Source organism: Corynebacterium sp. LaCa_23, from assembly GCF_058182375.1.
The window spans coordinates 1,022,284-1,047,184 of record NZ_CP190825.1; the positions used below are offsets into that span (position 1 = coordinate 1,022,284).

Annotated in this window: 19 protein-coding genes; 7 read left to right on the plus strand and 12 right to left on the minus strand. The window is 60.7% G+C overall.

The features are described 5' to 3' along the window. Nucleotides 1–94 precede the first annotated feature (94 nt). From ACP8IT_RS05040 to ACP8IT_RS05050, 3 genes are read right to left on the minus strand one after another with little or no spacing between them, the layout of a single operon-like run. Nucleotides 95–715, minus strand: coding sequence for a LutC/YkgG family protein (locus ACP8IT_RS05040; protein WP_023031022.1), 621 nt, complete (start codon nt 713–715; stop codon nt 95–97). Then, nucleotides 712–2,217, minus strand: coding sequence for a lactate utilization protein B (locus tag ACP8IT_RS05045; protein ID WP_490290524.1), 1,506 nt, complete (start codon nt 2,215–2,217; stop codon nt 712–714). The genes ACP8IT_RS05040 and ACP8IT_RS05045 overlap by 4 nt, the downstream gene beginning before the upstream one ends. Beyond that, complete coding sequence (locus ACP8IT_RS05050; RefSeq protein WP_490290525.1) at nt 2,217–3,002, minus strand: (Fe-S)-binding protein; 786 nt, start codon at nt 3,000–3,002, stop codon at nt 2,217–2,219. The genes ACP8IT_RS05045 and ACP8IT_RS05050 overlap by 1 nt, the downstream gene beginning before the upstream one ends. A gap of 225 nt (nt 3,003–3,227) precedes the next feature. Here ACP8IT_RS05050 and argS point away from each other — a divergent pair, with 225 nt between their 5' ends. The 4 genes from argS to thrB all read left to right on the plus strand — a co-directional run bounded on the left by argS (nt 3,228) and on the right by thrB (nt 8,694). Next, the gene (gene argS, locus ACP8IT_RS05055) at nt 3,228–4,880 is read left to right on the plus strand and encodes an arginine--tRNA ligase (RefSeq protein ID WP_490290526.1); all 1,653 of its coding nucleotides are present in this window, start codon (nt 3,228–3,230) and stop codon (nt 4,878–4,880) included. Continuing rightward, the gene (gene lysA / locus ACP8IT_RS05060; RefSeq protein WP_023017770.1) at nt 4,881–6,218 is read left to right on the plus strand and encodes a diaminopimelate decarboxylase; all 1,338 of its coding nucleotides are present in this window, start codon (nt 4,881–4,883) and stop codon (nt 6,216–6,218) included. 179 nt (nt 6,219–6,397) lie between these two features. Then, nucleotides 6,398–7,741 (plus strand): homoserine dehydrogenase, encoded by a 1,344-nt coding sequence (locus tag ACP8IT_RS05065; protein ID WP_474896854.1) that lies wholly within the window; start codon nt 6,398–6,400, stop codon nt 7,739–7,741. A 23-nt stretch (nt 7,742–7,764) separates the two neighbouring features. Further along, nucleotides 7,765–8,694 carry a homoserine kinase gene (gene thrB / locus ACP8IT_RS05070; protein ID WP_005280170.1) on the plus strand — a complete coding sequence of 310 codons (930 nt, stop codon included), beginning with the start codon at nt 7,765–7,767 and terminating at the stop codon, nt 8,692–8,694. Here thrB and ACP8IT_RS05075 read toward each other — a convergent pair. The 4 genes from ACP8IT_RS05075 to ACP8IT_RS05090 all read right to left on the minus strand — a co-directional run bounded on the left by ACP8IT_RS05075 (nt 8,681) and on the right by ACP8IT_RS05090 (nt 12,311). Continuing rightward, nucleotides 8,681–9,340 carry a helix-turn-helix transcriptional regulator gene (locus ACP8IT_RS05075; protein WP_005280171.1) on the minus strand — a complete coding sequence of 220 codons (660 nt, stop codon included), beginning with the start codon at nt 9,338–9,340 and terminating at the stop codon, nt 8,681–8,683. The genes thrB and ACP8IT_RS05075 overlap by 14 nt on opposite strands. A 4-nt stretch (nt 9,341–9,344) precedes the next feature. Further along, the gene (locus ACP8IT_RS05080; protein WP_005280172.1) at nt 9,345–11,201 is read right to left on the minus strand and encodes an ATP-binding cassette domain-containing protein; all 1,857 of its coding nucleotides are present in this window, start codon (nt 11,199–11,201) and stop codon (nt 9,345–9,347) included. Nucleotides 11,202–11,204: 3 nt separating this feature from the next. Beyond that, the gene (modA, locus tag ACP8IT_RS05085) at nt 11,205–11,966 is read right to left on the minus strand and encodes a molybdate ABC transporter substrate-binding protein (protein ID WP_005280173.1); all 762 of its coding nucleotides are present in this window, start codon (nt 11,964–11,966) and stop codon (nt 11,205–11,207) included. 84 nt (nt 11,967–12,050) lie between these two features. Beyond that, complete coding sequence (locus tag ACP8IT_RS05090) at nt 12,051–12,311, minus strand: DUF2249 domain-containing protein (RefSeq protein WP_278722630.1); 261 nt, start codon at nt 12,309–12,311, stop codon at nt 12,051–12,053. 71 nt (nt 12,312–12,382) lie between these two features. Here ACP8IT_RS05090 and ACP8IT_RS05095 point away from each other — a divergent pair, with 71 nt between their 5' ends. The 3 genes from ACP8IT_RS05095 to ACP8IT_RS05105 are packed head-to-tail and all read left to right on the plus strand — an operon-like array spanning nt 12,383 to nt 16,034. Beyond that, nucleotides 12,383–13,459, plus strand: coding sequence for a DUF8744 domain-containing protein (locus ACP8IT_RS05095; RefSeq protein WP_490290527.1), 1,077 nt, complete (start codon nt 12,383–12,385; stop codon nt 13,457–13,459). Further along, nucleotides 13,449–14,648, plus strand: a complete 1,200-nt coding sequence (locus ACP8IT_RS05100) for a beta-carotene 15,15'-monooxygenase (RefSeq protein WP_490293072.1) — start codon at nt 13,449–13,451, stop codon at nt 14,646–14,648. Before ACP8IT_RS05095 ends, ACP8IT_RS05100 begins: the two co-directional genes overlap by 11 nt. Beyond that, complete coding sequence (locus ACP8IT_RS05105) at nt 14,649–16,034, plus strand: multicopper oxidase domain-containing protein (protein ID WP_474901677.1); 1,386 nt, start codon at nt 14,649–14,651, stop codon at nt 16,032–16,034. Between the two features lie 377 nt (nt 16,035–16,411). On the opposite strand, the gene narI is transcribed toward ACP8IT_RS05105, so the two are convergent. From narI to ACP8IT_RS05130, 5 genes are read right to left on the minus strand one after another with little or no spacing between them, the layout of a single operon-like run. Further along, the gene (gene narI / locus ACP8IT_RS05110; protein ID WP_005280178.1) at nt 16,412–17,191 is read right to left on the minus strand and encodes a respiratory nitrate reductase subunit gamma; all 780 of its coding nucleotides are present in this window, start codon (nt 17,189–17,191) and stop codon (nt 16,412–16,414) included. Nucleotides 17,192–17,201: 10 nt separating this feature from the next. Beyond that, on the minus strand, nt 17,202–18,029 hold the full coding sequence (gene narJ / locus ACP8IT_RS05115) for a nitrate reductase molybdenum cofactor assembly chaperone (protein WP_490290529.1): 828 nt from the start codon (nt 18,027–18,029) through the stop codon (nt 17,202–17,204). A gap of 8 nt (nt 18,030–18,037) precedes the next feature. Beyond that, on the minus strand, nt 18,038–19,630 hold the full coding sequence (gene narH / locus ACP8IT_RS05120) for a nitrate reductase subunit beta (RefSeq protein WP_005280180.1): 1,593 nt from the start codon (nt 19,628–19,630) through the stop codon (nt 18,038–18,040). After that, nucleotides 19,630–23,367: a nitrate reductase subunit alpha gene (locus ACP8IT_RS05125; RefSeq protein ID WP_481971563.1), complete on the minus strand. Its 3,738-nt coding sequence runs from the start codon at nt 23,365–23,367 to the stop codon at nt 19,630–19,632. Before ACP8IT_RS05125 ends, narH begins: the two co-directional genes overlap by 1 nt. 19 nt (nt 23,368–23,386) lie before the next feature. After that, nucleotides 23,387–24,712, minus strand: coding sequence for a nitrate/nitrite transporter (locus ACP8IT_RS05130; protein WP_023017778.1), 1,326 nt, complete (start codon nt 24,710–24,712; stop codon nt 23,387–23,389). Nucleotides 24,713–24,901 lie beyond the last annotated feature (189 nt).

A 24,901-nucleotide genomic window follows, 5' to 3' on the forward strand; every position in this document is an offset into this window, starting at 1 on the left:
TTCTATAGCGTTCGTCAGAGTCAGCTTATGCTTTTTCAGGTTCGTAGCAGTGATTTCCACGCGGCGGGTGCCCTAACTCGGCACCCTAACCACGCTACTTCACAATAATCACAATGAGATCGCGCGGGCCGTGCACTCCCTCGACGCGCGAGAGCTCGATATCGGAGGTGGCGGAGGGGCCAGAAATCCACGTTGCGGGCTTGTCGGGGTCCATCCGGGAGATAACCTCGGGGATACCGTAGACCACCTCGTCGCGGCGGACGATGCAGATGTGGCGGTCCGGTACCAGCGTCAACGCGCGGCGGCCGCAGCGGGAATCGGACTGCAATACGATGGTGCCGGTCTGTGCGGAAGACACGAAGGACTCGGTGACGACGGCATCGGCATCGTCAAGCTCGCGCGGATCCGCGTCCTCGTCGTCCGGGCGGGCCGGAAGGCCGTCAAAAAGATCGGCATTCATGCCCGGGGCGTAGCGGATGTCCTTACAGTTTCGATCGTTGACGATCGTATCCAGCGTCTTTTTGAGATCGCTTTCCTCCGTGACGTGGACTTCCGCCTTGTAATCCTCGAGGCGATCGACCAGCATCTCGCGCAGCTCATCATCGTTTAGAGTGCCTTTGCGCTGATATTCGCGCGGCACATCGACGTGATCCGCGAGCCCAGCCTGCTTCTGTGCCGAGCGAATGCGGTTTAGGATGTCTTGCTTGGCGCTCACTTGTTGGCCTCCTTACGGGCATTGGTCAGCAGCTCTTTGCCTTCTTCGGAGTCGAACCATTGGCGGAAGGATTTCTTCGGTGGAATCGCGGTATCGCGGCCATCGGACCAACCGGACAAAAATAGCGGCAGAGATTCGATGGTGCCATTGAATCCGCCCATCACTCGGCCAAATGCTACGAGGTGGGTGACCTTATCCCACATCTTCGGGTTATCCCAGAGCAGCTGCACCGTCTTGAAGAGCTTCGGCTCGATCGGGGAGGCAGCGTGGGTGACCTTCTGGTGGCGGTTTTCCACGATGACATCAGAAAGCGGAATCTTTACCGGGCACACGTCGTCGCAGCGTCCGCACAGCGAGCAGGCATACGGCAGGCTTGCCGATGGATCGTTGTGGTCCTTCATGCCAGTGAGCTGCGGCGTTAGCGAGATGCCGATAGGGCCTGGGTACACGGAGCCGTAGGCGTGACCGCCGGCGCGCTCGTACACGGGGCAGACGTTCAGGCAGGCCGAGCAACGGATGCACTTCAGCGCCTGGTGGCCAATCGGCGAGGACAGCGCAGCGGTGCGCCCATTGTCCAGCAGAACGATGTGGAAGTTCTGCGGGCCATCGCCCTCTGTCACGCCGGACCACATGGAGGTATAGGGGTTCATGCGCTCCGCGGTGGAGGAACGGGGGAGTAGCTGCAGGAAGACTTCCAGGTCCTGGAAGGTGGGCACGAGCTTTTCGATGCCCATGACGGTAATCAGCGTTTCCGGCAGCGTCAGGCACATGCGGCCATTGCCCTCAGATTCCACGACGTTTACGGTGCCGGTTTCAGCAACGCCGAAGTTGGCGCCGGAAATGGCGACCTTGGCCTTCATGAACTGCTGGCGCAGGAACTTACGGGATGCCTCGGCCAATTCGGCGGGCTCAGCCTTTAGCGAGTCATCCGTATTGGGCATCTTATTGACAAAGATATCGCGTATCTCCGCGCGGTTGCGGTGGATTGCGGGCACCAAAATGTGCGATGGCTTATCGTCACCAAGCTGGACGATGAGCTCTGCCAAGTCGGTTTCCTGGGCGTGGATGCCGGCCTCTTCGAGGTGTTCGTTCAAACCGATTTCCTGGGTGGCCATGGATTTCACCTTGACCACATCGGTCTCGCCCGTTTCACGGATGAGCCCTTCAATGATCTCGTTGGCTTCCTTGGCATCGCGTGCCCAGTGGACGATGCCGCCGCGGTCAGACACGGCCTTTTCAAACTGCTCGAGCAGCTCCGGCATGCGGGCGGCGACGTCTTCTTTAAGGGCAGAACCGGCGTTGCGGAGCTGCTGCCAGTCATCTACTTCCTGCACGGTGTTGGCGCGCTTTTGGCGGATGGTCGTGGTCGCGTGCTGCAGGTTGTGGCGCTGGGTGGCGTTATTCAGCCCGACGTGCGCGAGCGGAACGAAGGCCTTGCTACCGCGCAGATTGCCGTAGCCTTCAGGAGCGCGTGGCGGGGTGGTGTCGAGGAAAGAGGTCATTAGAGCATCGTCTCCTTGGAGTAAGCGGCGGAGTCAGGCTGCCACGGGTGTTCCTTAGTGGAGGCCAAAATCTCTGCCATGTGCAGGGCGCGAATGCCGGAGCGCTGGCGGTGCAGGGCGCCGCCGATATTCATCAGGCAGGAGGAGTCGCCGGCGGTCACGTACTCGGCCTTGGTGTCTTTAATGTGGCGGGTCTTATCGGAGACCATGGCCTGGGAGACCTCCGGATTCTTCAGGGCAAAGGTTCCGCCGAAGCCGCAGCATTCCTCGCTATTGGCCAGCGGTGCCAAGTCGATGCCCTCGACTTCTTGCAAAAGCTTGTAGGGGCGGTCTTCCAGCTTGAGGAAGCGCAGGCCGTGGCAGGCGGAGTGGTAGGTCACGCGGTGCGGGAAGAAGGCGCCGACGTTGGTCACGCCTTCAATATCGACCAAAAATTCCGTGAGATCGTAGGTCTTTTCCGCGGTCTTCTGCGCGCCATCGACATCGGCGGAAGTGCCGTAGCGGTCGGCGATGCTCTCGTGGCGGTCGCGAACTGCTGCCACGCAGGAGCCGGAGGCGGCCACGACGTAGTCAATGGAAGGATCCGCGAAGGCATCCGCATAAGAGCGAATCATCCCCAGAGTTTCTTTCTGATAGCCGGTGTTGATGTGCATCTGGCCGCAGCAGGTTTGCTCTTCCGGAAGGACAACTTCGTGACCTAACCGGGAAAGGACCAATGCCGTCGCCTTTTGGACGTCCGGAAAAAGGGTGTCACCAATGCAAGTAGAAAAAAGCGCAATGCGCATACGGTGCTCCTTATTAGTTTTTTAAGTCATGGAGGTGTAATTAACTCTACACAGTCACTATGTGAAAAGTAGGGCAATTTTCCTTCTATCAGCATATATTTTGTAATATATATCGCAATATAGGTTTGCCTAAGAGGTCTAGAAAATGACCAATTTCCGCCCTCGGAAAAGTTAGTCAGTGCTTCTTTTCGCACGTGTCGGGGCAGTGAACTAGACTCTTGCCACATGACTCCAGCTGATTTGGCCACCTTAGTTAAAGAATCCGCCACCGCGGTCATGACAGAACATGACCTAGACGCGTCCGTATTGCCGGACTCTGTCACGGTTGAGCGCCCCCGCAACCCAGAACACGGTGACTATGCCACCAACCTCGCACTGCAGGTGGCCAAGAAGGCCGGCGCGAATCCGCGCGAATTCGGTGCCTGGTTAGCGGAAAAATTGGCCCAGCATGACGCCATCGCAGAGGCCGATATTGCTGGCCCTGGCTTTATTAATATCCGCTTGGCCGCCGCTGCCCAGGGTGAGATCGTCGCCCAGATTCTGCAGGCAGGCGCGGGCTACGGTTCCAATGATTCCTTTGCGGGCAAGAAAATTAACCTGGAATTTGTATCCGCCAACCCCACCGGCCCGATTCACCTGGGTGGTACGCGGTGGGCCGCCGTCGGCGATTCGCTGGGTAGGGTGCTCACGGCTTCCGGCGCAGAAGTCACCCGCGAGTACTACTTCAACGATCACGGCGGCCAGATCGACCGCTTCTCGCGCTCCTTGGTTGCTGCCGCAAAGGGCGAGCCCACGCCGGAGGACGGCTACGGCGGAGATTATATCCACGACATCGCCAGCGCGGTGGTGGAAAAGAACCCCAGCGCGCTCGAGGGTGATGCTGCGCAGGTGCAGGAGACCTTCCGCGCCGATGGCGTGGAGATGATGTTTGCCCAGATCAAGCAGTCCCTGCACGAATTTGGCGTGGACTTTGATGTCTACTTCCACGAAAACTCGCTCTTTGAATCTGGCGCAGTAGATAAGGCGCTTGAGACCCTGAAGTCTGAAGGCCACCTCTATGAGGCGGACAATGCGTGGTGGCTCAAGTCCACTGATTATGGCGATTCTAAGGATCGCGTCGTGGTGAAATCAGACGGCAATGCGGCCTATATCGCCGGCGATATCGCCTATGTGGCCGATAAATTCGACCGCGGTCACGATCTCAATATCTACATGTTGGGCGCTGACCACCACGGTTATGTACCGCGCTTGAAGGCGGCAGCAGCCGCCCTGGGCTATGACGCCGATGGCGTCGAGGTGCTCATTGGCCAGATGGTCAACCTGCTGCGCGATGGCAAGCCGGTGCGCATGTCTAAGCGCGCGGGCACCGTGATCACCATTGAGGATTTGGTCGCCGCCATCGGTATCGATGCATCGCGGTATTCGCTGGTGCGCTCGTCCGCGGATCAGTCCATCGATATCGACCTGGGCCTGTGGGAGTCGCAGTCTTCGGATAATCCGGTCTACTACGTGCAATACGGCCATGCGCGGCTGTGCTCGATTGGGCGCAAGGCCGCCGAGCTAGGAGTGAGCTCCGAGGGTGCGGACCTCTCCCTGCTGGAGCATGAGCGCGAAGGCGACCTCATCCGCACCCTGGGTGAGTTCCCTGCCGTAGTGGCAGATGCCGCGGAACTGCGCGAGCCGCACCGAGTGGCGCGCTATGCCGAAGAGTTGGCTGGCGTATTCCACCGTTTCTACGACACCTGCCAGGTATTGCCCAAGGCAGGGGAGGAAGAGCAGCCCATTCACAGCGCACGCCTCGCATTGGCGGAAGCCTCCCGCGTCGTCCTGTCCAATGCATTGACCATGGTTGGCGTGAGCTCACCGGAGAAGATGTAAATGACTGATTTCAATGAGCTTCCCGCCCACGTGTGGCCGCGGAATGCGAGCCGCCAAGAAGACGGCGTCGTCACCGTGGCTGAGGTGCCTTTGCCGGATTTGGCAGAGGAATTCCAGACCCCGCTCTACGTCTTCGATGAAGATGACTTCCGCTCGCGCTGCCAAGACATGGCGCGTGCCTTCGGCGGGCCGGATCACGTGCACTATGCCTCCAAAGCGTTTATTTCCAAAAAGGTCGTGCAGTGGGTCAACGAAGAGGGCCTGTGTCTCGATGCCGCCGCGCTCAATGAGCTAAAGATTGCTCTCGCCGCCGAGTTCCCAGCCGCGCGCATTACTGCGCACGGCAATAATAAGGACGAGGAATACCTGCGCCTGTGCGTGGATGCAGGCGTGGGCCACGTGGTCATTGATAATGAGCAGGAGCTCGAAGAGCTCAACCGCATCGCCGGCGAGGCTGGCGTGGTGCAGCCGGTAATGATTCGCGTTAAGCCGGGTGTGGATGCGCATACGCACGAGTTCGTTGCTACCTCGCACGAGGACCAGAAATTCGGTATTTCCCTGGCTACCGGTGCGGCTTTTGCCGCCGCGAAGCGCTGCCTTGAGGTGGAAAACCTCCACTTGAGTGGCTTGCACTGCCACGTGGGTTCTCAGGTTTTCAATGCCGAGGGTTTTAAACTCGCCGCCGAGCGCGTGCTGGAGCTCTACCGCCAAATCCACACCGAGCTGGGCGTTGACCTAGCCGAGCTGGACTTGGGCGGCGGTTTTGGTATTCCGTATATGCCCTATGAGGAAGCGCTGGATATTGACCGCGTGGCAAAGGACATGCTGCGCGCCGTGGACCAGACCGCGGAAGATCTCGATATTAAGGCGCCGTTCCTCCTCGTGGAGCCGGGGCGTTCCTTGGTAGCGGGTTCTGCCGTGACCGTCTACCGCGTGGGTACGGTCAAGGACGTGGAAACCGGCAAGGCCGATTTGCCGGTGCGCCGTTATATCTCCATCGATGGGGGAATGTCCGATAATATTCGCCCCGCGCTCTATGGTTCTGAATACGATGTGCGCCTGGTGAACCGCTTTAGTGACGGCGAAATGGTGCCCTCGCGCATCGTGGGCTTCCACTGCGAATCCGGCGATATCTTGTTAGAAGAAGGCGAATTGCCCAATGACATCCAGCCGGGGGACTTGCTCGCTTTCGCGGCCACCGGCGGGTATCAGTACATGATGTCTTCTCGGTATAACGGCGCGGTGCGCCCGGCTGTGGTGGCAACGCGCGTGGGAAATACCAAGCCCATGTTGCGGCGCGAAACTATCGAGGACCTCTTGTCCTTGGAAGTGGATTAAGCCCAGTACTACCCCCGTAACGCAGGGACCGCATTCGGCCCGTGCGGCGGGGGTTTTCTGTAGCTGAACGAATATTATCCCCCGCATGTCGCAATATAGACAGCTCGTTCTGTATAGTGTCCTGTAGCCGCGTAAAGCGGGGGACATTTTCCACCACTAAATCGACATGGAGACGGACTATGGATGCTTCAAACAGTCAGCTACAGCTACATTCGCGTACCGGCAAGGGCGAAGGCGAAACCGTTGGCATTGCGCTGCTTGGATTCGGCACCGTGGGAGCGGAAGTTTTCCGCCTCTTAGATGAGAATGCGGATGCCTTTGCTCATCGCATCGGTGGGCCGGCAGAGATCCGCGGCATCGCTATCCAGAATAAGAACAAGCTGCGCCCGGGCGTGCCCAGCGAGTTGCTGACTGATGATGCCAAGGCCCTGATCTCCCGCGATGATATTGACTTGGTGGTGGAGGTCATCGGCGGGATCGATTTCCCGCGCGAGCTGGTTTTGACCGCGCTTAATTCCGCCAAGTCCGTGGTGACGGCGAATAAGGCGCTGGTTGCCGCGCACGCTGATGAATTGGCCGAGGCTGCGGAACGCTCCGGGGTTGACCTCTACTTTGAAGCGGCCGTGGCTGCCGCCATTCCGGTTGTGGGCATGCTGCGCCGCTCTTTGGCTGGCGACCAGATCGAGCGCATCTCCGGCATCGTCAATGGCACGACCAACTACATCCTGGACGCCATGGAATCCACCGGTGCTTCCTATGATGAGGCCTTAGCGGAAGCCACCCGCTTGGGCTACGCCGAGGCGGATCCCACCGCGGACGTAGAGGGCCACGATGCCGCATCGAAGGCCGCCATCATGGCCTCCATCGGCTTCCACACCCGCGTGAAGTTCGAGGACGTGCACTGCGAGGGCATTACCGATATCACCGCAGACGATATCGCCGCGGCAAACGATGCCGGCTATTCCATCAAGCTGCTGGCCATTTGTGAGCGCCTGCGCCGCGAGGACGGATCCGAAGTGGTCAACGCGCGTGTGCACCCGACCTTGGTGGCCAAGGAGCACCCGCTGGCTACCGTCAGCGAGTCCTATAACGCCATTTTCGTCGAGGCAGAGGCAGCCGGCTCGCTCATGTTTTACGGCAATGGTGCCGGCGGCAACCCTACCGCTTCGGCCGTGCTTGGCGATGTCGTCGGTGCCGCCCGCAATATCGTCCACGGCGGCCGCGCGCCTGGCGAGAATACCTACGCCAACCTGCCGATTGCGGACTTCGGCGAGGTCGATACCCGCTTCCACATTGATATGGAGGTCCAAGACCGCGCCGGCGTTTTGGAAGCCATTTCCGCGCTTTTCGCACAGCATGGGGTATCCCTGCGCACCGTGCGCCAAGAAGACGGCGAGGACACCGCGCGCCTTATCGTGGTTACCCACGCAGCCAAGGAAGCAACTCTGGAAAACATCGTCTCCGCCTTGGGCGAGCTCGATGAGGTCAAAACCGTTCACTCGGTCATCCGCCTGGGCAGCTAAAACGGTTCGATATATTAGTCACCATGAGCATCGAAGTTGAAGTCGGCACCAAAGCGATAGTCACCGTCCCCGCCTCCACGGCGAATTTGGGGCCGGGATATGACACCCTGGGCATGTCACTGAGCATGTACGACACCGCCGAGGTGGAGGTCATTCCCTCCGGCCTCGAGGTGGAGATTTTTGGCGAGGGGGCAGATGACCTTCCGCGCGATGGATCGCACCTGATGGTCAAGGCCATCCGGTCCGCACTATCTGCTGCCGAAGCTACGGTGCCAGGGCTGCGCGTGGTCTCGCATAATACGATTCCCCAATCGCGCGGTCTGGGTTCTTCGGCGTCTACAGCGGTCGCCGGCGTTGCCGCGGGCAATGCCTTGGCGGGCAGCCCGCTGACCCAAGATCAGCTCGTGCAATTGTCCTCGGCGTTTGAGGGCCACCCGGATAATGCCGCGGCCTCGGTACTGGGCAGCGCCGTGGTCTCGTGGACGACGGTGCCCGTCGATGGCCGCTCCTTGCCGGAATACAAGGCCGCTACCATCAACGTGCATCCCGATATCCGGGCCACCGCGCTGGTGCCGGATTCCCATGCCTCCACCCAGGCGGTGCGCCGCGTCCTGCCCTCGCACGTGACGCATTCCGATGCCGCCTTTAACGTCTCCCGCACCGCAGTCCAGGTAGCCGCATTGCAGAACTACCCAGAGCTTTTGTGGGAAGGCACCCGCGACCGCTTGCACCAGCCGTATCGCGCCGACGTGCTTCCCGTGACCGCGGAGTGGGTGAACCGCCTGCGCAACCGCGGGTACGCCGCCTATCTTTCCGGGGCGGGGCCGACGGTGATGGTGCTGCACACGGAGGACATCGACGAGAGCATTCTTGATGATGCCCGCGAGCAGGGCCTGCGCGTCTTCGATCTCAAGGTCGCGGGCCCGGTCCGCGTGGAAGTTACACAGGCTTAATCTCGATTTGGCACACTTCGGGGCGCTGCATCGGCGTTAAGGCGATGTCCGTGTCCGTACCGCTGGCTTCTTGCAAAAAGCCAGCGTGTATGGCACAGACAAAGGGGCTCGGGGTGGTTCCGGAGGAGACGAACGGGCAGGCATTCAACTCGATTTCGGAAGGATCCGCGCCCTGCGAGGGATCAAAACCCATATCGCGCAGGGTGGCAAAAAGGGTATCGAGCGCGCCGCTCTGGATATCCGCGCCCGTGGCGCGCGCCCACTGCCGCCCCAATTCCCGTGCCTGTGGGGAAGAGAAATCATCGAGCTCTTCCTTGCCCGCGAGCATGGAGGTCAGCACGCTAATGAGGCTGACGTATTCCTCTGCGATGGCACGGTTATCCGGCACGCGGGCCTGGTACACTAGGGAAGGGCGCCCGCGCCCAGAGCTGTGTTCTGGAACGGCGGTAATGGCGCCGACCTGAATGAGCTCATCGATGTGCCCGCGCGCGGTATTGACGTGCATGCCTAAATCTTTTGCTACCTCTGCAGCGCGCGCTCCCCGTGGATAATGCTGCAGCTGCGTGAGTACCTCGCGTTGCTTAGGCGATAGCTTGAGCGCTTCCGGGAAAAGATCGGAGCTGGGGCGGGGGAGCGAATTGGGCATGCGATTAACTTCGTATCTCTGAGTGCTGATGAGGGGCTTGATTAACAGAAATCTTATCTTTAGCCACGCTATAGGATACGGTATCGCCCGTATCAATACCTAAAGCCACCTGCCTGCTTACCGGCACGGTAATGGTGTGGCCGTCCATATTCAGGCTCAACCGGGCATCCGCCATGCTGGCTGCTTCCACCGCGATGACCTTGGTGGACCAGTGATTAACCCCGGTAGCCTCGTCGGACGTCAGGTGCACGTCGCTTGGCTTAAACGTGACCGCTGCCTTATCGCCGGCGCGGAGTTCGGCGGGCCCGCCGGTGACGGTAGTGTTTCCACAGGTAACGACGGTTTCGGCAGCGGTGGCCTCTGAAACGGTGCCTTCCACGCGGTTGAGCCCTGCAATATTAGCCACAAAGCCGGTGGGTGGGACATCGAGGAGGTCTGCGGCAGGTCCGTGGGCGGTGACGCGGCCGGAATTCATGACCACCATGTCATCGGCAAGCCCGGCAATATCCAACGCATTATGGGTCACCAGCAAGGTGGTGCGGTCATGGCGGGTAGCGCGCAGGAAGCGGCGCCACTTGCTGGCGGATTCCACGTCGATGGCCGCCAAGGGCTCATCCAAAATCAGGATGGTGGGCCGCGCGGCGAGCGCGCGGACGAGGGCCACTTGGGCGGCCTGGCCGCCGGAAAGGGCGGGCACGGGGACATCGTTAAGCTCACACAAGCCCGCCGCCTCCAGCAACTCCGTGGCGCGCTGCTTATCGCGGGTGACCATCGCAATGGCCTGGTTGGCGGTGGCCCGCGGCGGCAGGCCGGGGCGCTGGGTAAGCAGGACGATCTCATCTGGGTCGGCGGTAATCTCCGCGCCGGTCAGCCGCCCGGCGATGCGCCCCATGAGTGTGGTCTTGCCCGAGCCATTGGAACCGACGATGGCCGTGATCGCGCGCGGGGTAAATTCCGTGGTCTCTCCATCCGCCGTGACGTTTAGGGTGGGGGCCTTTTCTGGGGCCGTCAGGGCGCTGAGCTTCTCATAGTCCATGCTGTGTAGCTCGCGGGCCTGCGCTCGGTAGGAACGCTGGAGGAGAGAGGGAAGCCCGGCGAGGGCGAGGCAGAGGATAGCCATCGCAATGAGGATGGCGGAGAGCACATAGGCACCATCGGTATCGACCTCGCGCTCCAAGTAAATGCCGAGCGGCATCGTGCGGGTCACGCCCGGCTGGGAGCCCGCAAAGGTCAGCGTGGTACCGAACTCGCCAAGGGAGCGCGCAAACGCAAGGCCGGCGCCGGTGGCCAGGGCGGGGGCGATGGAGGGGATGGTGATTTTTCGCAGTACCTCCCAGCGGGAAAGTCCCACGCTGGCGGCAGAGGCCAAGATCTCTTGATCCAATTGGCGCAGGGCGGAATCGACCGCCACCACGACGAAGGGCAAGGCGACGAAGCACTGCGCGGCGATGACGCCGGGAAAAGCAAAAGCAAAATGGAAGTCTATGGCGTCAAGAAACGGGGCCAAGTAGCCCCTGCGGCCAATGGCTGCGGTAAGCGCGAGGCCGCCCACCACGGGCGGCATGGCCAGGGGCAAATAAATGAACAGGCGGATAACGCCGCTGCCTCGGCCGAGCTGTTGGACCCAAAAGGCAAGACCGGTCCCCAGCACCATCGCCAGCAGCATTGATTGGAATGCCGCGGTAAGGGACAGCTTGAGCATGTCCCAAATCTCCGGTTTGGCGAGGTATTCGCCGATGCGGTTCCACGGTACGCGCAGCCCCAGGGAGGCTACGGGAACGAGGATGACAACGACCGCGATGAGGCCGATAAGGCCGATAACGAGGGGAGATTTAAGGCGTATGGGCTGGGGAGGGGTCATTTATTAATCTGCTGGGTTAAAGCCGTACTCTTCCCAGGTCTTATCAAAGTCATCGGCCAACAGGTCGAGGACTTTTTGCGCCTCTTCTGGGTGCTCAGCCTCGGCGGAAACGGCGCCCAGGATCTGGTTGGCGAACTTATCAGCATCCGGAATCTCGATGACCTCTACGTCATCGCCAGCGGCTGCAGCGTCGGTGGAGTAGACCCAGCCGGCATTGGCCTCACCGGAGACAACCTTGCCCAAAACGTCAGCGACCTGCTGCTCCTGGGAGGCAGGCTTTACGTCCAGGTTGTTTTCTTCGATGATCTGGGAAGAGATATCGCCACATGGAACCTGTGGGTCACAGATGACGAAGCGGTCTTCGTTCTGCAGATCCTCGATGGAGTGGATATTGCCCGGGTTGCCCTTCGGTACAACCATCACCATGACGTTGGTGGCAAGCACCTTCGGGTCCTTGACGGTTCCGTCATTGATTGCCTTGTCCATGGTCTTCTTGGACGCGGTGAGCAGCAGGTCTGCAGGAGCGCCCTCGCTCAGCTTATTGACCAAGTCGGAAGAGCCGCCATTTTGGAACTCGAGGTCAACCGGGGTGTCGAACTCGGAAGCGCGCTTTTCCAGCTCATCGTTGATGACGCGGGTGGACGATGCAGCCAGCAAGTTCAAGCTGGTCTGCTCTGCATCGGAGGTGGTGGAGGTATCGGGAGAGCAGGCGGAGAGCGCCAGGCCGGTCGCAGCCACGGCGGCTGCGGCAAATTTCTTATTCATAGTGAATGCTCCGTGTTATGTAGACAACTATGTACGAGAGATAGAGTTATCACCACTTAGCCTATCGATTAGCACGGGAATACACTACGAAATTCGCGTGAACTTGATGTGATAGTCGTTTTCTTCTTCCTTGAGGTAAGACAGCTCAAATTCCTCCGCGCGCTCTTCCACTTCCTTGAGTAGAGGGAGTGGGTTGTGCGGGGCAATGAGGATCATGGCTTGGCCCACGTTCAGCGTGCCCAAAGCGCCGTGGATGGCGCCGTGGCGCACGGCGTGTGGAATTTCAGTGGCGTTGAGGGTGGGAATGGAGTTCTGCTGAGAGGCATCGGTGATGGGAAGTTCCATGGGGGAGAGTCATCCTTTCGGAGGTGGGGTGAGGGTTTTACCTTGCCACCAATATTAGTACGATTAAAGCCGTGATAAATAATAGGCTCGCGCACCGCTTCTTCTTCCTTGCTTGCGCCGGGCTGTCCTTGTTGGTTGGGCTCGCCGCCGGGGCATCCCTGCTCGGCGTGGGATTCTCACCGGCAGCTTCTCTGGCTGCGGATCATGGCCCCTTGATGGTATTCGGCTTTGTCGGCGGCGCCATCGGGTTGGAGCGCGCCGTCGCCGTGCGCACGCGGTGGGCATGGGTAGGCCCCATTTTCCACGTCTCCGGCTTCGTGGGCATCGTGGCGGGCCTGCCGCGGCAGGTCCCGGCTTTGTGTTTTGCCGCCGGCTTCATCGTGCTGGGCTTTATCTATGCCACCATCCACCGGCGCCAGCCCGCCTTGTCCATCATCGTGCAGGCCACCGGCGTCATCGGCGGGGTAGCGGCGGCCCTGCTGTGGGCCATAGCGCCGGGGTTTTCTACCGCGATGCCGCTGTGCGTGCTCTACGTGGTAGCGACGATCATCGGCGAGCGCATGGAGCTAGCCCGCATCACTATGGCCGGTACCCAGGCAGAAAAGCGGATTACGCTGTGGGTTTTGGGGTTGGGGACGCTCAGCGTGGTCTATATCCTCTCCCCGGCAGTGGGCTATCGGGCCATGGGCGTGGCGCTTATTGGCGTTGCGGTTTCCACCGTGCGCGTGGATGTGGCGAAAAACCTGGTGCGCTCGCGCGGGCTGCCGCGCTATTCCGCCGCGTGCATGCTCGCCGGGTATTTCTGGCTGGCCCTCGGCGGATATTTCTGGCTGCTCTACGGGGAAAGCTCCGGCTTTGCCTACGACGCCTCGGTGCACGCCATCTTTTTGGGCTTTGTCATATCCATGATTTTCGCCCATGCCCCCATCATCATTACCTCCGTCATCCGCCGCCACTTGCCCTACCATCCGGTGCTCTTCCTTCCCGTAGCGGTCCTGCACGGCGGGCTGGCGCTGCGCATTCTTGCCGATGTCGCCCGCCATACCGTCGCCTACCAGGTGGGCGGTCTGGTTACCATCGCCGCCGTCTTGGTTTTCCTCGCCTGCGGGATTAGTTTGTCGGTGAAGGAGGCCCACCGTGCACATTAATGACATCTCCCTGGCCGCCCGCAGCCGCTGGCACATCGTGACCGCTGCGCTTATCGGCGCGTGGGTGCTCATCGGCATCGGTATCAACGTGGCGGGTCACCTGGGTGCGCCCGTGGTGTGGTGGGATCTCATCCACCCGCTGACCATCGGCGCGCTGACCACGGCCATTCTCGTATTTTCCACCCACTTCACCGAGGCGCTTACCCGCACCGCCAATAACGGTTACCGCGGCGTGGGCGCGCGCGTGGCGCTCATCCAGGTGGGCCTTATCCTGCTCATTATCGATCGCGCGGGGTATGACTGGGGCCTGCTTGCCGATGCCGCCTCCCTCCTCATCATCGCCGCCCTTGCCTGGCAGCTCGCCTTCACTTACACGCGTTTGCGCGGATCGCTTTCCGGGTCCTTCGCGGTCACGGTGCCGTTTTACGCGGCCGCGTCCATCTTCATGATCGCCTCCGTGGTGCTCGTGATCTTAAGCGGCAATGGCGTGGGCAACTATTCCTTTTTGGTGGCCGCCCATTCGCGCGGCATGGTGTGGGGATTTGCATGGCTGACCATCGTGGGCACCATCGTGACGCTGCTTCCCACCTTGTCCAGCACCGCGATTTCGCCCACCGCGCGCACCAGGTGCACGCGCGGGCTCATCGTCCACTGCGCCGGGCTGGCACTGACCATGGTCTGCGGCGCGGTGGGGTGGACGCGCGCGGCGGGCATCGCCCAGCTGCTCGTCGTGCTCGCCGCCATCATGATCATCCAACCGGTACTGGCCACCGTGCTGGGGCGCAACCCCCGGCTGACCACTGCATCGGTTTCCGTCATCGCGGGGCTGCTATGGATGGTGGCCCTGTGTGCCGGGGATGCCGTGGCCGCAGCGCTTGGTGCCTATCCGCGCGTCATCACGCTATTTTTGGTCCCGGCCTTCATCGGTGGTGGAGTCTTGCAAATGGTCACGGGCGTATTGCACCACCTCTTGCCCACGCTGGTGGGAGGCGGTTCTGCCAAGGTGCACCACGGCCGGGCTACCGCGGACCGCGCGGGTTTTGCCCGACTCGTCCTCATCAACCTCGGCGCCTTGCTGAGCCTTGTCAATGCCCTGGCTGCCGGGCTTATCCTCATGGGGATAGGCTTAGCATTAAACGTGCTTGCCGTGGGCCGCGCCGTTTACCAACAACAGAATCTGGAGAATTAAATGCTTAGTGTTTCTTCCCCACAGCCACAGGATAAGCCGCCGGAGTCCGGTAACTCCCAGTGGGCCTCGTGGTTGCTCATCGGCATCGCGCTTGCCGCGGTTATCGCACTGGCCCTAGTCAATACCACCTCTAAGGACTCCCAGCCGTCGAGCTCTGTGGCCGAAGGCGAAACCCACACCATTGACGTGGAAGTCGATGGCATGGCCTTCGTCCCCAACCACGTCGATGTGGATCCCGGCACTCACTTGGTGGTTAACTTCACCAATACCGGGGACCAAGTCCACGATCTCAAGATTGGCGATGCCGAAACCGGCCGCGTCGATCCCGGCGATACCGTGCAGCTTGATGCCGGTGTGATCGAATCCAGCATCGAAGGCTACTGCACCATCGCTGGTCACCGCCTGCAAGGCATGACCTTTGACGTCAACGTGGGCGACTCCGCGCCAAGCACCGGCGGGCACGATCACCACCATCACGCCGTGGCAGGCGCATCCAACCCGCACGTTGATGTGCCCAGCGCCGCCGAGCTTGGCGCCTCCCGCGAAGGTTTTAAAGCCCATGACGCCTCCCTCGCGCCAGCGGCCAATACCACCACGCATGAAGAAACCTGGTCTATGACCGAGGAAATCGTTGAGGTAGCCCCCGGCGTCAAGCAGATGCAATGGCTCTTTAACGGCCAAGCGCCCGGGCCGACGCTGCGCGGCAAGGTGGGCGATAAGTTCAAGATCACCATCAAGAACGAGGGCAGCATGGCCCATTCCATCGACTTCCACGCCGGTGAGGTCAGCCCCGATGAAAACATGAAGTCCATCCAGCCCGGGGAAGAACTGACCTACGAGTTCACCGCAAATCGCGCCGGAATCTGGATGTACCACTGCTCAACTGCCCCGATGTCCCTGCACATCGCCAACGGCATGGCCGGCAACGTCATTATCGATCCACCAGATCTTAAGGACGTGGATGCCGAGTACAACTTCATCGCCAACGATGTCTTCCTCGGTGAGGAAAAGACCGGCGCCGACGCCCAGCGCGTGGCCGATGGCGAGTTCGACCTCATGGCCTTTAATTACTACCCCAGCCAGTACGACGTCGATCCCATCAAGGCCAAGGTAGGCGATACCGTTCGCCTGTGGATCCTGAACGTGGGCCCCGATCAGCCGCTTAGCTTCCACGTGGTGGGCGAGCAATTCGATACCGCCTACAAGGAAGGCGCCTATCTCATCAAGGACGAGGAAAAGACCGGCTCGCAGGCCTTCGACCTGCTTCCCGCGCAAGGCGGGTTTGTGGAAATGACCTTCAACGAGCCCGGAACCTATTCCTTTGTCAACCACATCATGACCAACGCCGAGAAGGGACAGCACGGCAAGTTCGTCGTCACCGAATAAAGCGGCCTTAGTTTCCCGTCCCCACCCCCGCCCTTCGCGCTCACCAGGGCACTGCCGAGAGGTAGTTCCACCTCTTACCGTGAGCGCGAAGGGCGGGTGGGTTCTTCGATCGCTTCCTCCCCTTGGCGCTCACTGGGTGGAAGTATCTACGGGCGCACCGCCTTGCCGGTGAGCGCGAAGGGCGGGGGTTCTTTATTGCCCACCTCCCTTGGCGCTCACAGGGCGGCTGTGATTGCGGTCGTACCGCTGTGCCGGTGAGCGTGAAGGGCGAGTGGTGGGTGCATGGGGAGCGCCGGAGTAAACGTAGACATAAGGAAACCGCCGCGGGCCATCCAAATATTGGACAGCGCGCAGCGGTGAAAGGACCGAGGAACTACCTAGGCACCGTGGCCCGGGGTTTCTCCTTCCAATTGCTTCCGGTTGGAGCGGATAGGCTCCCACGCGGTATTGGAGCGCATCGGGGTGGTGCGCTCATCGCGGGAACGGTAGACCACGTACGGGCGGGTAACGTAGCCGACCGGCGCCGAGAAGGCATGGACCAGGCGGGTAAAGGGCCACACGGCGATGATGGTGAAACCGCAGAGGACGTGGACCTTAAATTGCCACGGGGCACTGGCCATGAGATCGGGCTGGATGTTGAAGATCAACAGCTGGCGCAGCCACGGGGAAATGGTTTCGCGGTAGTCGTATCCGCCGGTGCCGGCGAGGTCAAAAAGCTGCAGGGTAAAGGTGGCAAAGGAACCCGATACCAGCGCGAGACCGAGCAGCGCGTACATGACCTTATCCGAGGTGGACGTGGACAAGAATACGGAGCGGTTCTTTAGCCTGCGGTACAGCAACCCGGCAAAGCCCAGCAGGACCGCCAGCGCAGCAATGGATCCTGGGATGGTGGCCAGGAGGTGGTAGGCGTGGTCGCTGATGCCAACGGCCTGGGTCCAAGACTTGGGGAATGCCAAGCCCATCAGGTGGCCGATGACGACGAAGACCATGCCCCAGTGGAAAAGCGGCGAGGATAAACGCAGCAGCTTGGATTCATAGATTTGGGAGGAGTGGGTGGTCCAGCCGAATTGGTCGGAACGCCAACGCCAGAAGATGCCCACGAAGAATGCCGCGATGGCTAACCACGGGAAGGCACCCCAGAGGAAGTTATCAAACATGATGTGGCTCCTAGACGAGGTCTGGTTGGGTAGTGGGGAAGGGAAGGTCTGCAATGCCGACCATCTCGGCGGGTGGGCCGGTGCGGATGAGATCGACGTACTTTTGCGCGGTATCAGAATCGACTTCTGGAAGGGCCTTGCACAGCGCGACGATCAAGCTGACATACGGCGAGCGCTCGTGAGCGAGGGCAGCGCGCAGCACCTCGATTCCTTCGCGGTAGCTGGCCACCAATTCAACGGCGCGCTCGTGCGTGTCCCCCTCGCTCATGGCGAGGGCTTCGAGGACGACGCAGAGGTGATCCGGTAGTTCTTCATCCGAAATTTCGAAGCCGAGCGACTCCAATTGCTGGCGGAAGGACAAAATAGCCATCCCGCGCTGGCGGGTATCGCCAACAGCAAAGTAGGACAGGTACAGCGCGCAGCGGCGGCGCTGGTCAAAGGTCTCGACGTAGTGCTCTTCCAAGCCGCGGGGGCCGATGCTGCGGGCCCATTCGGCGAAGTTGATGAAGTCGGTGGCAATGGCCAGCGGCAGGTCATCTACCTGGTCTTCGACCACTGAGAGGCGGTCAAAGATGTCTTCGCCGGGGTAATTAAGCAGCACGGACACGGCCATGGCGACGATTCGCCGCTGGTCTTCGGTGACCTCGACCGGCGTGACGAATTCGTTAGGGACCTGACCGGTGTGGGTGCGCAGCGTTTTTTCGACGTCATTGGCACCGCCCATGGAACCGATGCCGGCGGGTGTTCCGAATCCTGCCACGGGGGCATCGCCACCCTGCTGGGCCGATTGCCGCTGCAGGGATTCCTGGCGTTTGCGGAGTTTATCGAAGATATTCACGGCTTAACCTACTTCCGCGGCGGGAACATGGCATCGGGCCGGTCGCCGCTCCAGGAGAGCAGCGAGACCTTGCCCTGTGGTTCCGCGCCGTGGGTACAGGCCTCGGGCGCACCCATGCCTAGGTCGTGGAAGACGTCCTCGGAGGCCTTGGCCGGGTCCACATCGCCAAACGGGTCCAAGTCGGTAATGCCGCGCGGGGATTCCGGCGAGGCGGTGGGGATGACGTAGCGGTCATCGTATTTAGCGATGGACAACAGACGGTACATGCCTTCCATGTCCCTGCCCGTCATGCCGACTGCCTGCGCGATCTCCTCCTGCGGCTCATTGCCCAGGTTGATATCGCGCATATACGAGCGCATGGCGACGAGCCTGCGCAGGGACTTTTCCACCGGGACGGTATCGCCGGCGGTAAATAGGCCCGCCAAGTATTCCAGAGGAATGCGCATATTCGATAGCGCCGAGAAGAGGATCTTGTGGTCCTCACCGTCGTTGCCGGTTGCGGTCACCTTGTCAACGATGGGCGACAGCGGCGGGATGTACCAAACCATCGGCAGCGTGCGGTACTCCGGGTGCAGCGGCAGAGCGACGCCGTACTTGAAGATGAGGTCGTAGATCGGCGACTGCTGCGCGGCATCGATCCAGGAGTGCGGGATGCCCTCGGCTTGGGCCGCGCGGACTACCTCTGGATCGTGGGGGTCGAGCATGATCGACTTTTGGGCCTCGAAAAGGTCCTGCTCATTCTCGGTGGAGGCGGCCTCGGCGACGCGGTCGGCATCGTAGAGGATGACGCCCAAGTAGCGCAGGCGGCCCACGCAGGTCTCGGAGCACACGGTGGGCTGTCCCACCTCGAGACGCGGGTAGCACAGCGTGCACTTTTCGGCCTTGCCGGTCTTGTGGTTGAAGTAGACCTTCTTATACGGGCAGCCGGATACGCACATGCGCCAGCCGCGGCAGCGGTCTTGGTCCACCAGGACGATGCCGTCTTCGGTGCGCTTGTACATCGCGCCAGAGGGGCAGGAGGATACGCAGGTCGGGTTCATGCAGTGCTCGCAAATGCGCGGCAGGTAGAACATGAACGAGTCCTCGATTTCCTTCTTGACCTCGAGGTTCATGTTGTGGAGCACGGGGTCATCGTCAAGCGTGGCAGTAGAGCCACCCAGGTTATCGTCCCAGTTGGAAGACCATTCGATCTTGCCGATGTCCCGGCCATCGATCTGGGAGACCGGCTTGGCGGTGGGCTGGGTCTTCTGACCCGCCTCGGCGCCCATCAGGTCCTCGTACTGGTAGGTCCAGGGCTCGTAGTAATCCTGGATGGTGGGCAGGTTGGGGTTGTGGAAGAGAGTGGCAAGCTTCTTGAGGCGCCCGCCAGCCTTGGGCTTGATCTTGCCGGATGTCGTGCGCTCCCAGCCGCCCTTCCACTTTTCTTGGTCCTCCCAGGTGCGCGGGTAGCCGAGGCCGGGGCGGGTTTCGACGTTATTGAACCAGATGTACTCGGTGCCTTCGCGGTTGGTCCATGCCTGCTTACAGGTAACTGAACACGTGTGGCAACCAATGCACTTGTCCAGGTTCATGATCATGGAGATTTGGGCCATGACTTTCATTAGTAGGATACCTCCTGGGAACGGCGGCGTACGCGGGTGACTTCATCGCGGTTATTGCCGGTAGGGCCGATGTAGTTGAAGTGGTAGGTCAGCTGGCCATAGCCGCCAGCGATGTGCACCGGTTTGATGGAAATGCGGGTCAGCGAGTTGTGCGTGCCGCCGCGGCGGCCGGTGTGCTCGTTGATCGGAGTGCCCACGGTGCGCTCCTGCGCGTGGTTGCACAGCATGGTTCCCTCCGGAATGCGGTGGGAGACGATGGCGCGGGCGGAGACGACGCCGTTGCGGTTATATACCTCAACCCAGTCGTTGTCCGTGACGCCGATTTTCTCGGCGTCCTTATTGGACATCCAGACCACCTGGCCACCGCGCGAGATGGAGAGCACGTGCAGGTTGTCGAAGTACTGCGAGTGGATGGACCACTTATTGTGCGTGGTCAAGTAACGCAGCGTGACTTCAGCCTCGCCGCGGTCATTGGTCAATTCCGTGCCCGGCGCGAATTCGCCGTGCATGTGGACGTGATCGAGCGGCGGGCGGAAAATCGGCAGCGATTCGCCGTAATCCATGAACCAGTCGTGGTCGATGTAGTACTGCATGCGGCCGGTCAGCGTGTGCCAGGGCTTATCAAACTCGACGTTGATGGAAAAGGCGGTGTAGCGGCGCTTATTACGCTTATCGGCGGTCCACTCGGGAGAGGTGATGACCTCCTTCGGGCGTTCCTTGATGTCATCCCAGGTGATGCGTACGTCTTCATCGGGAGTGCCCAGTGGCGTCAGATCCTTGCCGGTGCGTGAGGATAGGAACTCAAAACCTTGCTTGGCTAGCTCACCGTTGGAGACACCAGACAGGTGCAAGATGGCGTCGATGACTTTGGTGTCCTTGGACAGATCCACCAGCTCGCCCATGGAGGTCTCCGTGGTGCCGCAGATGAGCTCGAGCTCCTTGACCTGCTTTTCCACGTTGAACTTGGTGCCGTGCACGCCGGTGCCGGCCTTGGCGGGAAGCGGGCCTAAGTGAGCCCACTTTTCGTAGACCTTGGTGTAATCGCGCTCGACCACATGCAGCTTCGGCATTGTGACCCCAGGGATAAGGCCCTGTTCTTCGGGGTCGGGGACGATGCCGTTGGGCATGCCGAGCTCGTCCGGGCTGTCGTGGTGGCTCGGCTGGGTAATGACATCGCGTTGCACACCGAGCCACTTGGTGGCTTTATCGGAGAGCGCTGCGGCCAAGTCCCGGAAGACCTCGTAGTCCGAGCGCGCCTCCCACGGCGGGTTAATCGCCGCGTTAAACGAGTGCAGGTACGGGTGCATGTCGGTAGAGGACATATCGTGCTTTTCGTACCAGGTAGCGGCCGGGAAGATGAGGTCCGAGACCAGCGTGGTGGAGGTATTGCGGAAGTCCGTGGTCATCATCAGATCCAACTTGCCCTCCGGTGCCTTATCCACCCACTTGATGCTGCGCGGGCGGTCTTCGGGGGCTAGTTCTTCCGCGGTGGCATCCGAGTCGATGCCCAAGAGGTGGCGCAGGAAGAACTCGGTGCCTTTGGCGGACGAGCCGAGCAGGTTGGTGCGCCAGTTGAGCAGGATGCGCGGCCAGTTTTCCTCGGCGGACGGGTTGTCATAGGAGAATTCCAGGCGGCCATTTTCTAGCTCTTGGACCACGTAGTCGTTGATGTCCATGCCGGCCTCATCGGCTTCATCGGCAAGGAAGAGGGAGTTGCGGTTGAACTGCGGGTAGGCCGGCATCCAGCCGCGGCGCATGGATTCCGCCATGGTATCGGAGACCATCTTGTCCCCAATGGAGCCGTGGCTAGCAAGCGGCGAACCCAAGTGAGAGGCGCGCGAATTATCGTAGCGGTACTGTTCGGTGGCGAAGTAGTAGAAGCCGGTGGAAATCATGTGGCGCGGCGGGCGCTGCCAGTCGGCGGCCATGGCCCACTGGGTCCAGCCGTTGATCGGGCGCAGCTTTTCCTGGCCCACGTAGTGCGCCCAACCGCCGCCGTTAACGCCCTGGGTGCCGCACATGGAGGTCAGCGCCAAGAAGGTGCGGTAGATATTATCGGCGTGGAAGTAGTGGTTGACGCCAGCGCCCATGATGATCTGTGAGCGGCCCTTAGAATCCGCGGCGTTTTGCGCGAATTCGCGGCCGATGCGGATGGCGGTATCGGCGGCCACGCCCGTGAGCTCTTCCTGCCAAGCGGGGGTGCCGACTTCGCTGGAGTCGTGGAAGTCCTTCGGCCAGCTACCCGGCAGGTGGAGGTCCTCGCGGTTGACGCCGTAGTGGGCGAGCATGATGTCGAAGACGGTGGTAACGAGCTTGCCGTCGACCTCGCGGACGGGGACGCCGCGGTGGACGATGCCCGCGCCAATCGGCTTATCGGTTCCCACGTCCTCTGGGTTGGTATCGAGGTCAAAGCGGGGGAAGAGCACCTCGGCGGTGTCAAAGCTATCGGTTTCTGCGATGGACATGACCGGATCGGCGTTGTCCAGCGCCAGGTTCCACTTGGCGCTTTCGTTATCCCAGCGGTCTGCCACGGTGCCGCCTGGGTCAACGATGCGCCCGTCTTCCTCCATTACCAGGCCACGGTGGGTGGCGTTGGGGGAGGAGTTCAAGGTGGCATCGGCAAGCTGCGAGGCGGTGAGGAACTTGCCCGGTGTGTAGGTACCGTCGCCGCGGTCTTCCAGGGATACCAGGAAGGGCGAGTCGGTGTATTTGCGCATGTAGTTCAGGAAGTACGGTTCCTGGCGGTCCACGTGGAAGGTCTTCAAAATGACGTGGCCCATGGCAAAGGCGAGGGCGGCGTCGGTGCCGGGCTCGATGCGGGCCCATTCATCGGCGAATTTGGTGTTATCCGCAAAGTCGGGCGAGACCACGACGACCTTGGTGCCCTTGTAGCGCGACTCCACCATGAAGTGGGCGTCCGGGGTGCGGGTAACCGGGATATTCGAGCCCCACATCATGAGGTAGGAAGAGTTGTACCAGTCACCGGATTCGGGGACATCGGTCTGGTCGCCGAAGGTCTGCGGCGATGCCGGGGGAAGGTCGGCGTACCAGTCATAGAAGGAGAGCGCGACGCCGCCGATGGTCTGCAGGAAGCGCATGCCGGCACCATAGGAGATCTGGGACATGGCCGGGATCACGGTAAAGCCGTTGATGCGGTCCGGCCCGTACTTGCGGATGGTGTAGACGTGCGCGGCCGAGGCGATATCGATGGCCTCTTCATAGGAGATGCGGATAAGCCCGCCCTTGCCGCGCTGGGAGATATACGCCTTGCGCTTTTCTGGGTCCTCTTGGATGGCGCGCCATGCCAGGACGGAATCGCCGTGCTTTGCCTTTTCCTCGCGGAACATATCCACTAACACGCCGCGGGCGTACGGGTAGCGCACGCGGGTAGGAGAGTAGGTGTACCAGGAAAAGGATGCACCGCGCGGGCAGCCGCGGGGCTCGTACTCTGGCATGTCATTGCCGGTGGTGGGGTAATCCACCGCCTGGGATTCCCAGGTGATGACGCCGTCTTTGACGTAGACCTTCCACGAGCATGAACCGGTGCAGTTCACGCCGTGGGTGGAGCGCACCATCTTGTCGAAGGCCCAGCGGTTGCGGTAGAAGACGTCTGCCTGGCGGCCGCCTTTTAAGAAAAGCTGCTGGCCGGAATCGGTAGCTTCGCCTTTGCGCAGGTAGGCGCCAAGCTTAAAGAGTGGATTTGAGTTGCCTTGTTCGGGCGCGAAGTATGCAGTCATGGGGAATGAAAGCTCCTAATTATCCGGGGAATGGGGCGTTGGGGCGGGCGTAGTAGATCCACACCAGCACGGTGGTGATGGCGAAGTAGACGGCGCAGCCCCAGAAGAACGTCGGTGCAGACATCATGGAGAGCAAGACACCTGCGACAAACGGGCCGAAGGCGCCGATGGCACCGGTCCAACCGATAACGCCGCCTGCTTGGCGCTTGGGCAAAATCATGGGCATTTGCTTAAACGTGCCGGCATTGCCCAGGCCAGTGAAGAAGAAGAATATGAGCATGGTGCCCAGGAACCACCAGACCTCATCCGGCTCGTCCGGGGTGAGGAAGAAGGTGGCCACGACGGTAAAGATGGTCATGCCCAGGCAGCCAATGAAGGTCCAGATGGCGCCGCCGAACTTATCGCACAGTGGACCCCACAGCGCGCGGACGAGCGCGCCGATGAGTGGTCCGAGGAAGGCGTAGCTCGCGCCGGCAGGAAGGTTGTCGTAGGTGCCGGCAAATTCGGAGCCTTCGCCGAAGATTTGGTTAATAAGCAGCGCGGTTTGTGCCGCGAAGCCGGAAAATGCGCCGAAGGTCATGAAGTAGACGACAGTAAGAATCCAGGTGTTCTTATTGCCAAAGATGTCCATCTGCTGGCGGAAATTCGCCTTCACGGGAACGTCCTTGAGCAGGGTCCATGCGAGGAATGCGCCGACGATGGCCCACGGGACCAAGAAGATGGCGGGGTTGTGGACAAAGATTTCGCCGTCATCGGTGCGCTGCGGGGCAACAAAACCTACACCCAACAGGGTAAAGCCCATGAGCCATGGGGCAACCAGCTGGATAAAGGAGATACCGAAGTTACCGATGCCGGCCTGGATACCCAGCGCGGTACCGGACAGGCGCTTGGGGAAGAAGTAGCCGGTCGAGGGCATGAAGCCGGAGAACACGCCGCCGCCGATGCCGGAGAGGAAGGCGAGGGTCATCAGCCACCAGTACGGGGTGGAGGAGTCCTGTACCGCGAAGAACCAGCCCAGCATGGGGATGATAAACAGCAGCGAGGAGCTGAAGACGAGCTTGCGCGTGCCGAGGATGGGCGGCAGGAACATGAAGATGAGGCGGAAGATACCGCACGCCAATCCGGGGATGGCGGTCAGCCAGTAGAGCTGGCTGCGGGATAAGTCGAAACCGATCTGGTTCAACTGTGGGGCAATTGCCGATACGAGGTACCAGGTGGCAAAGCCAATGATAAGGACGAATGTGGAGATCCACAGCGTGCGCCAGGCAATTTTAGAGTCCCAGTGGTCAGAATCTTCTGGATCCCAACCTTGGATGACTTTGCCTGAGGTATCAAGAGCAGTCATGATTTCCTCACAGATAGTAGGTTGTTCAACTCTTTAATCTACCGGCGACTATGCTCAAAAAGGTAAATAAAACCGATAAAATCCGTATCTAATTACGACACACAAATGTTGCATAATTCTTGATCGATTCCGATGTTGCTGGTTAGCCCCGTGCCCCAGGTGTGTTGGTATCGAAAACAGAATAATGTG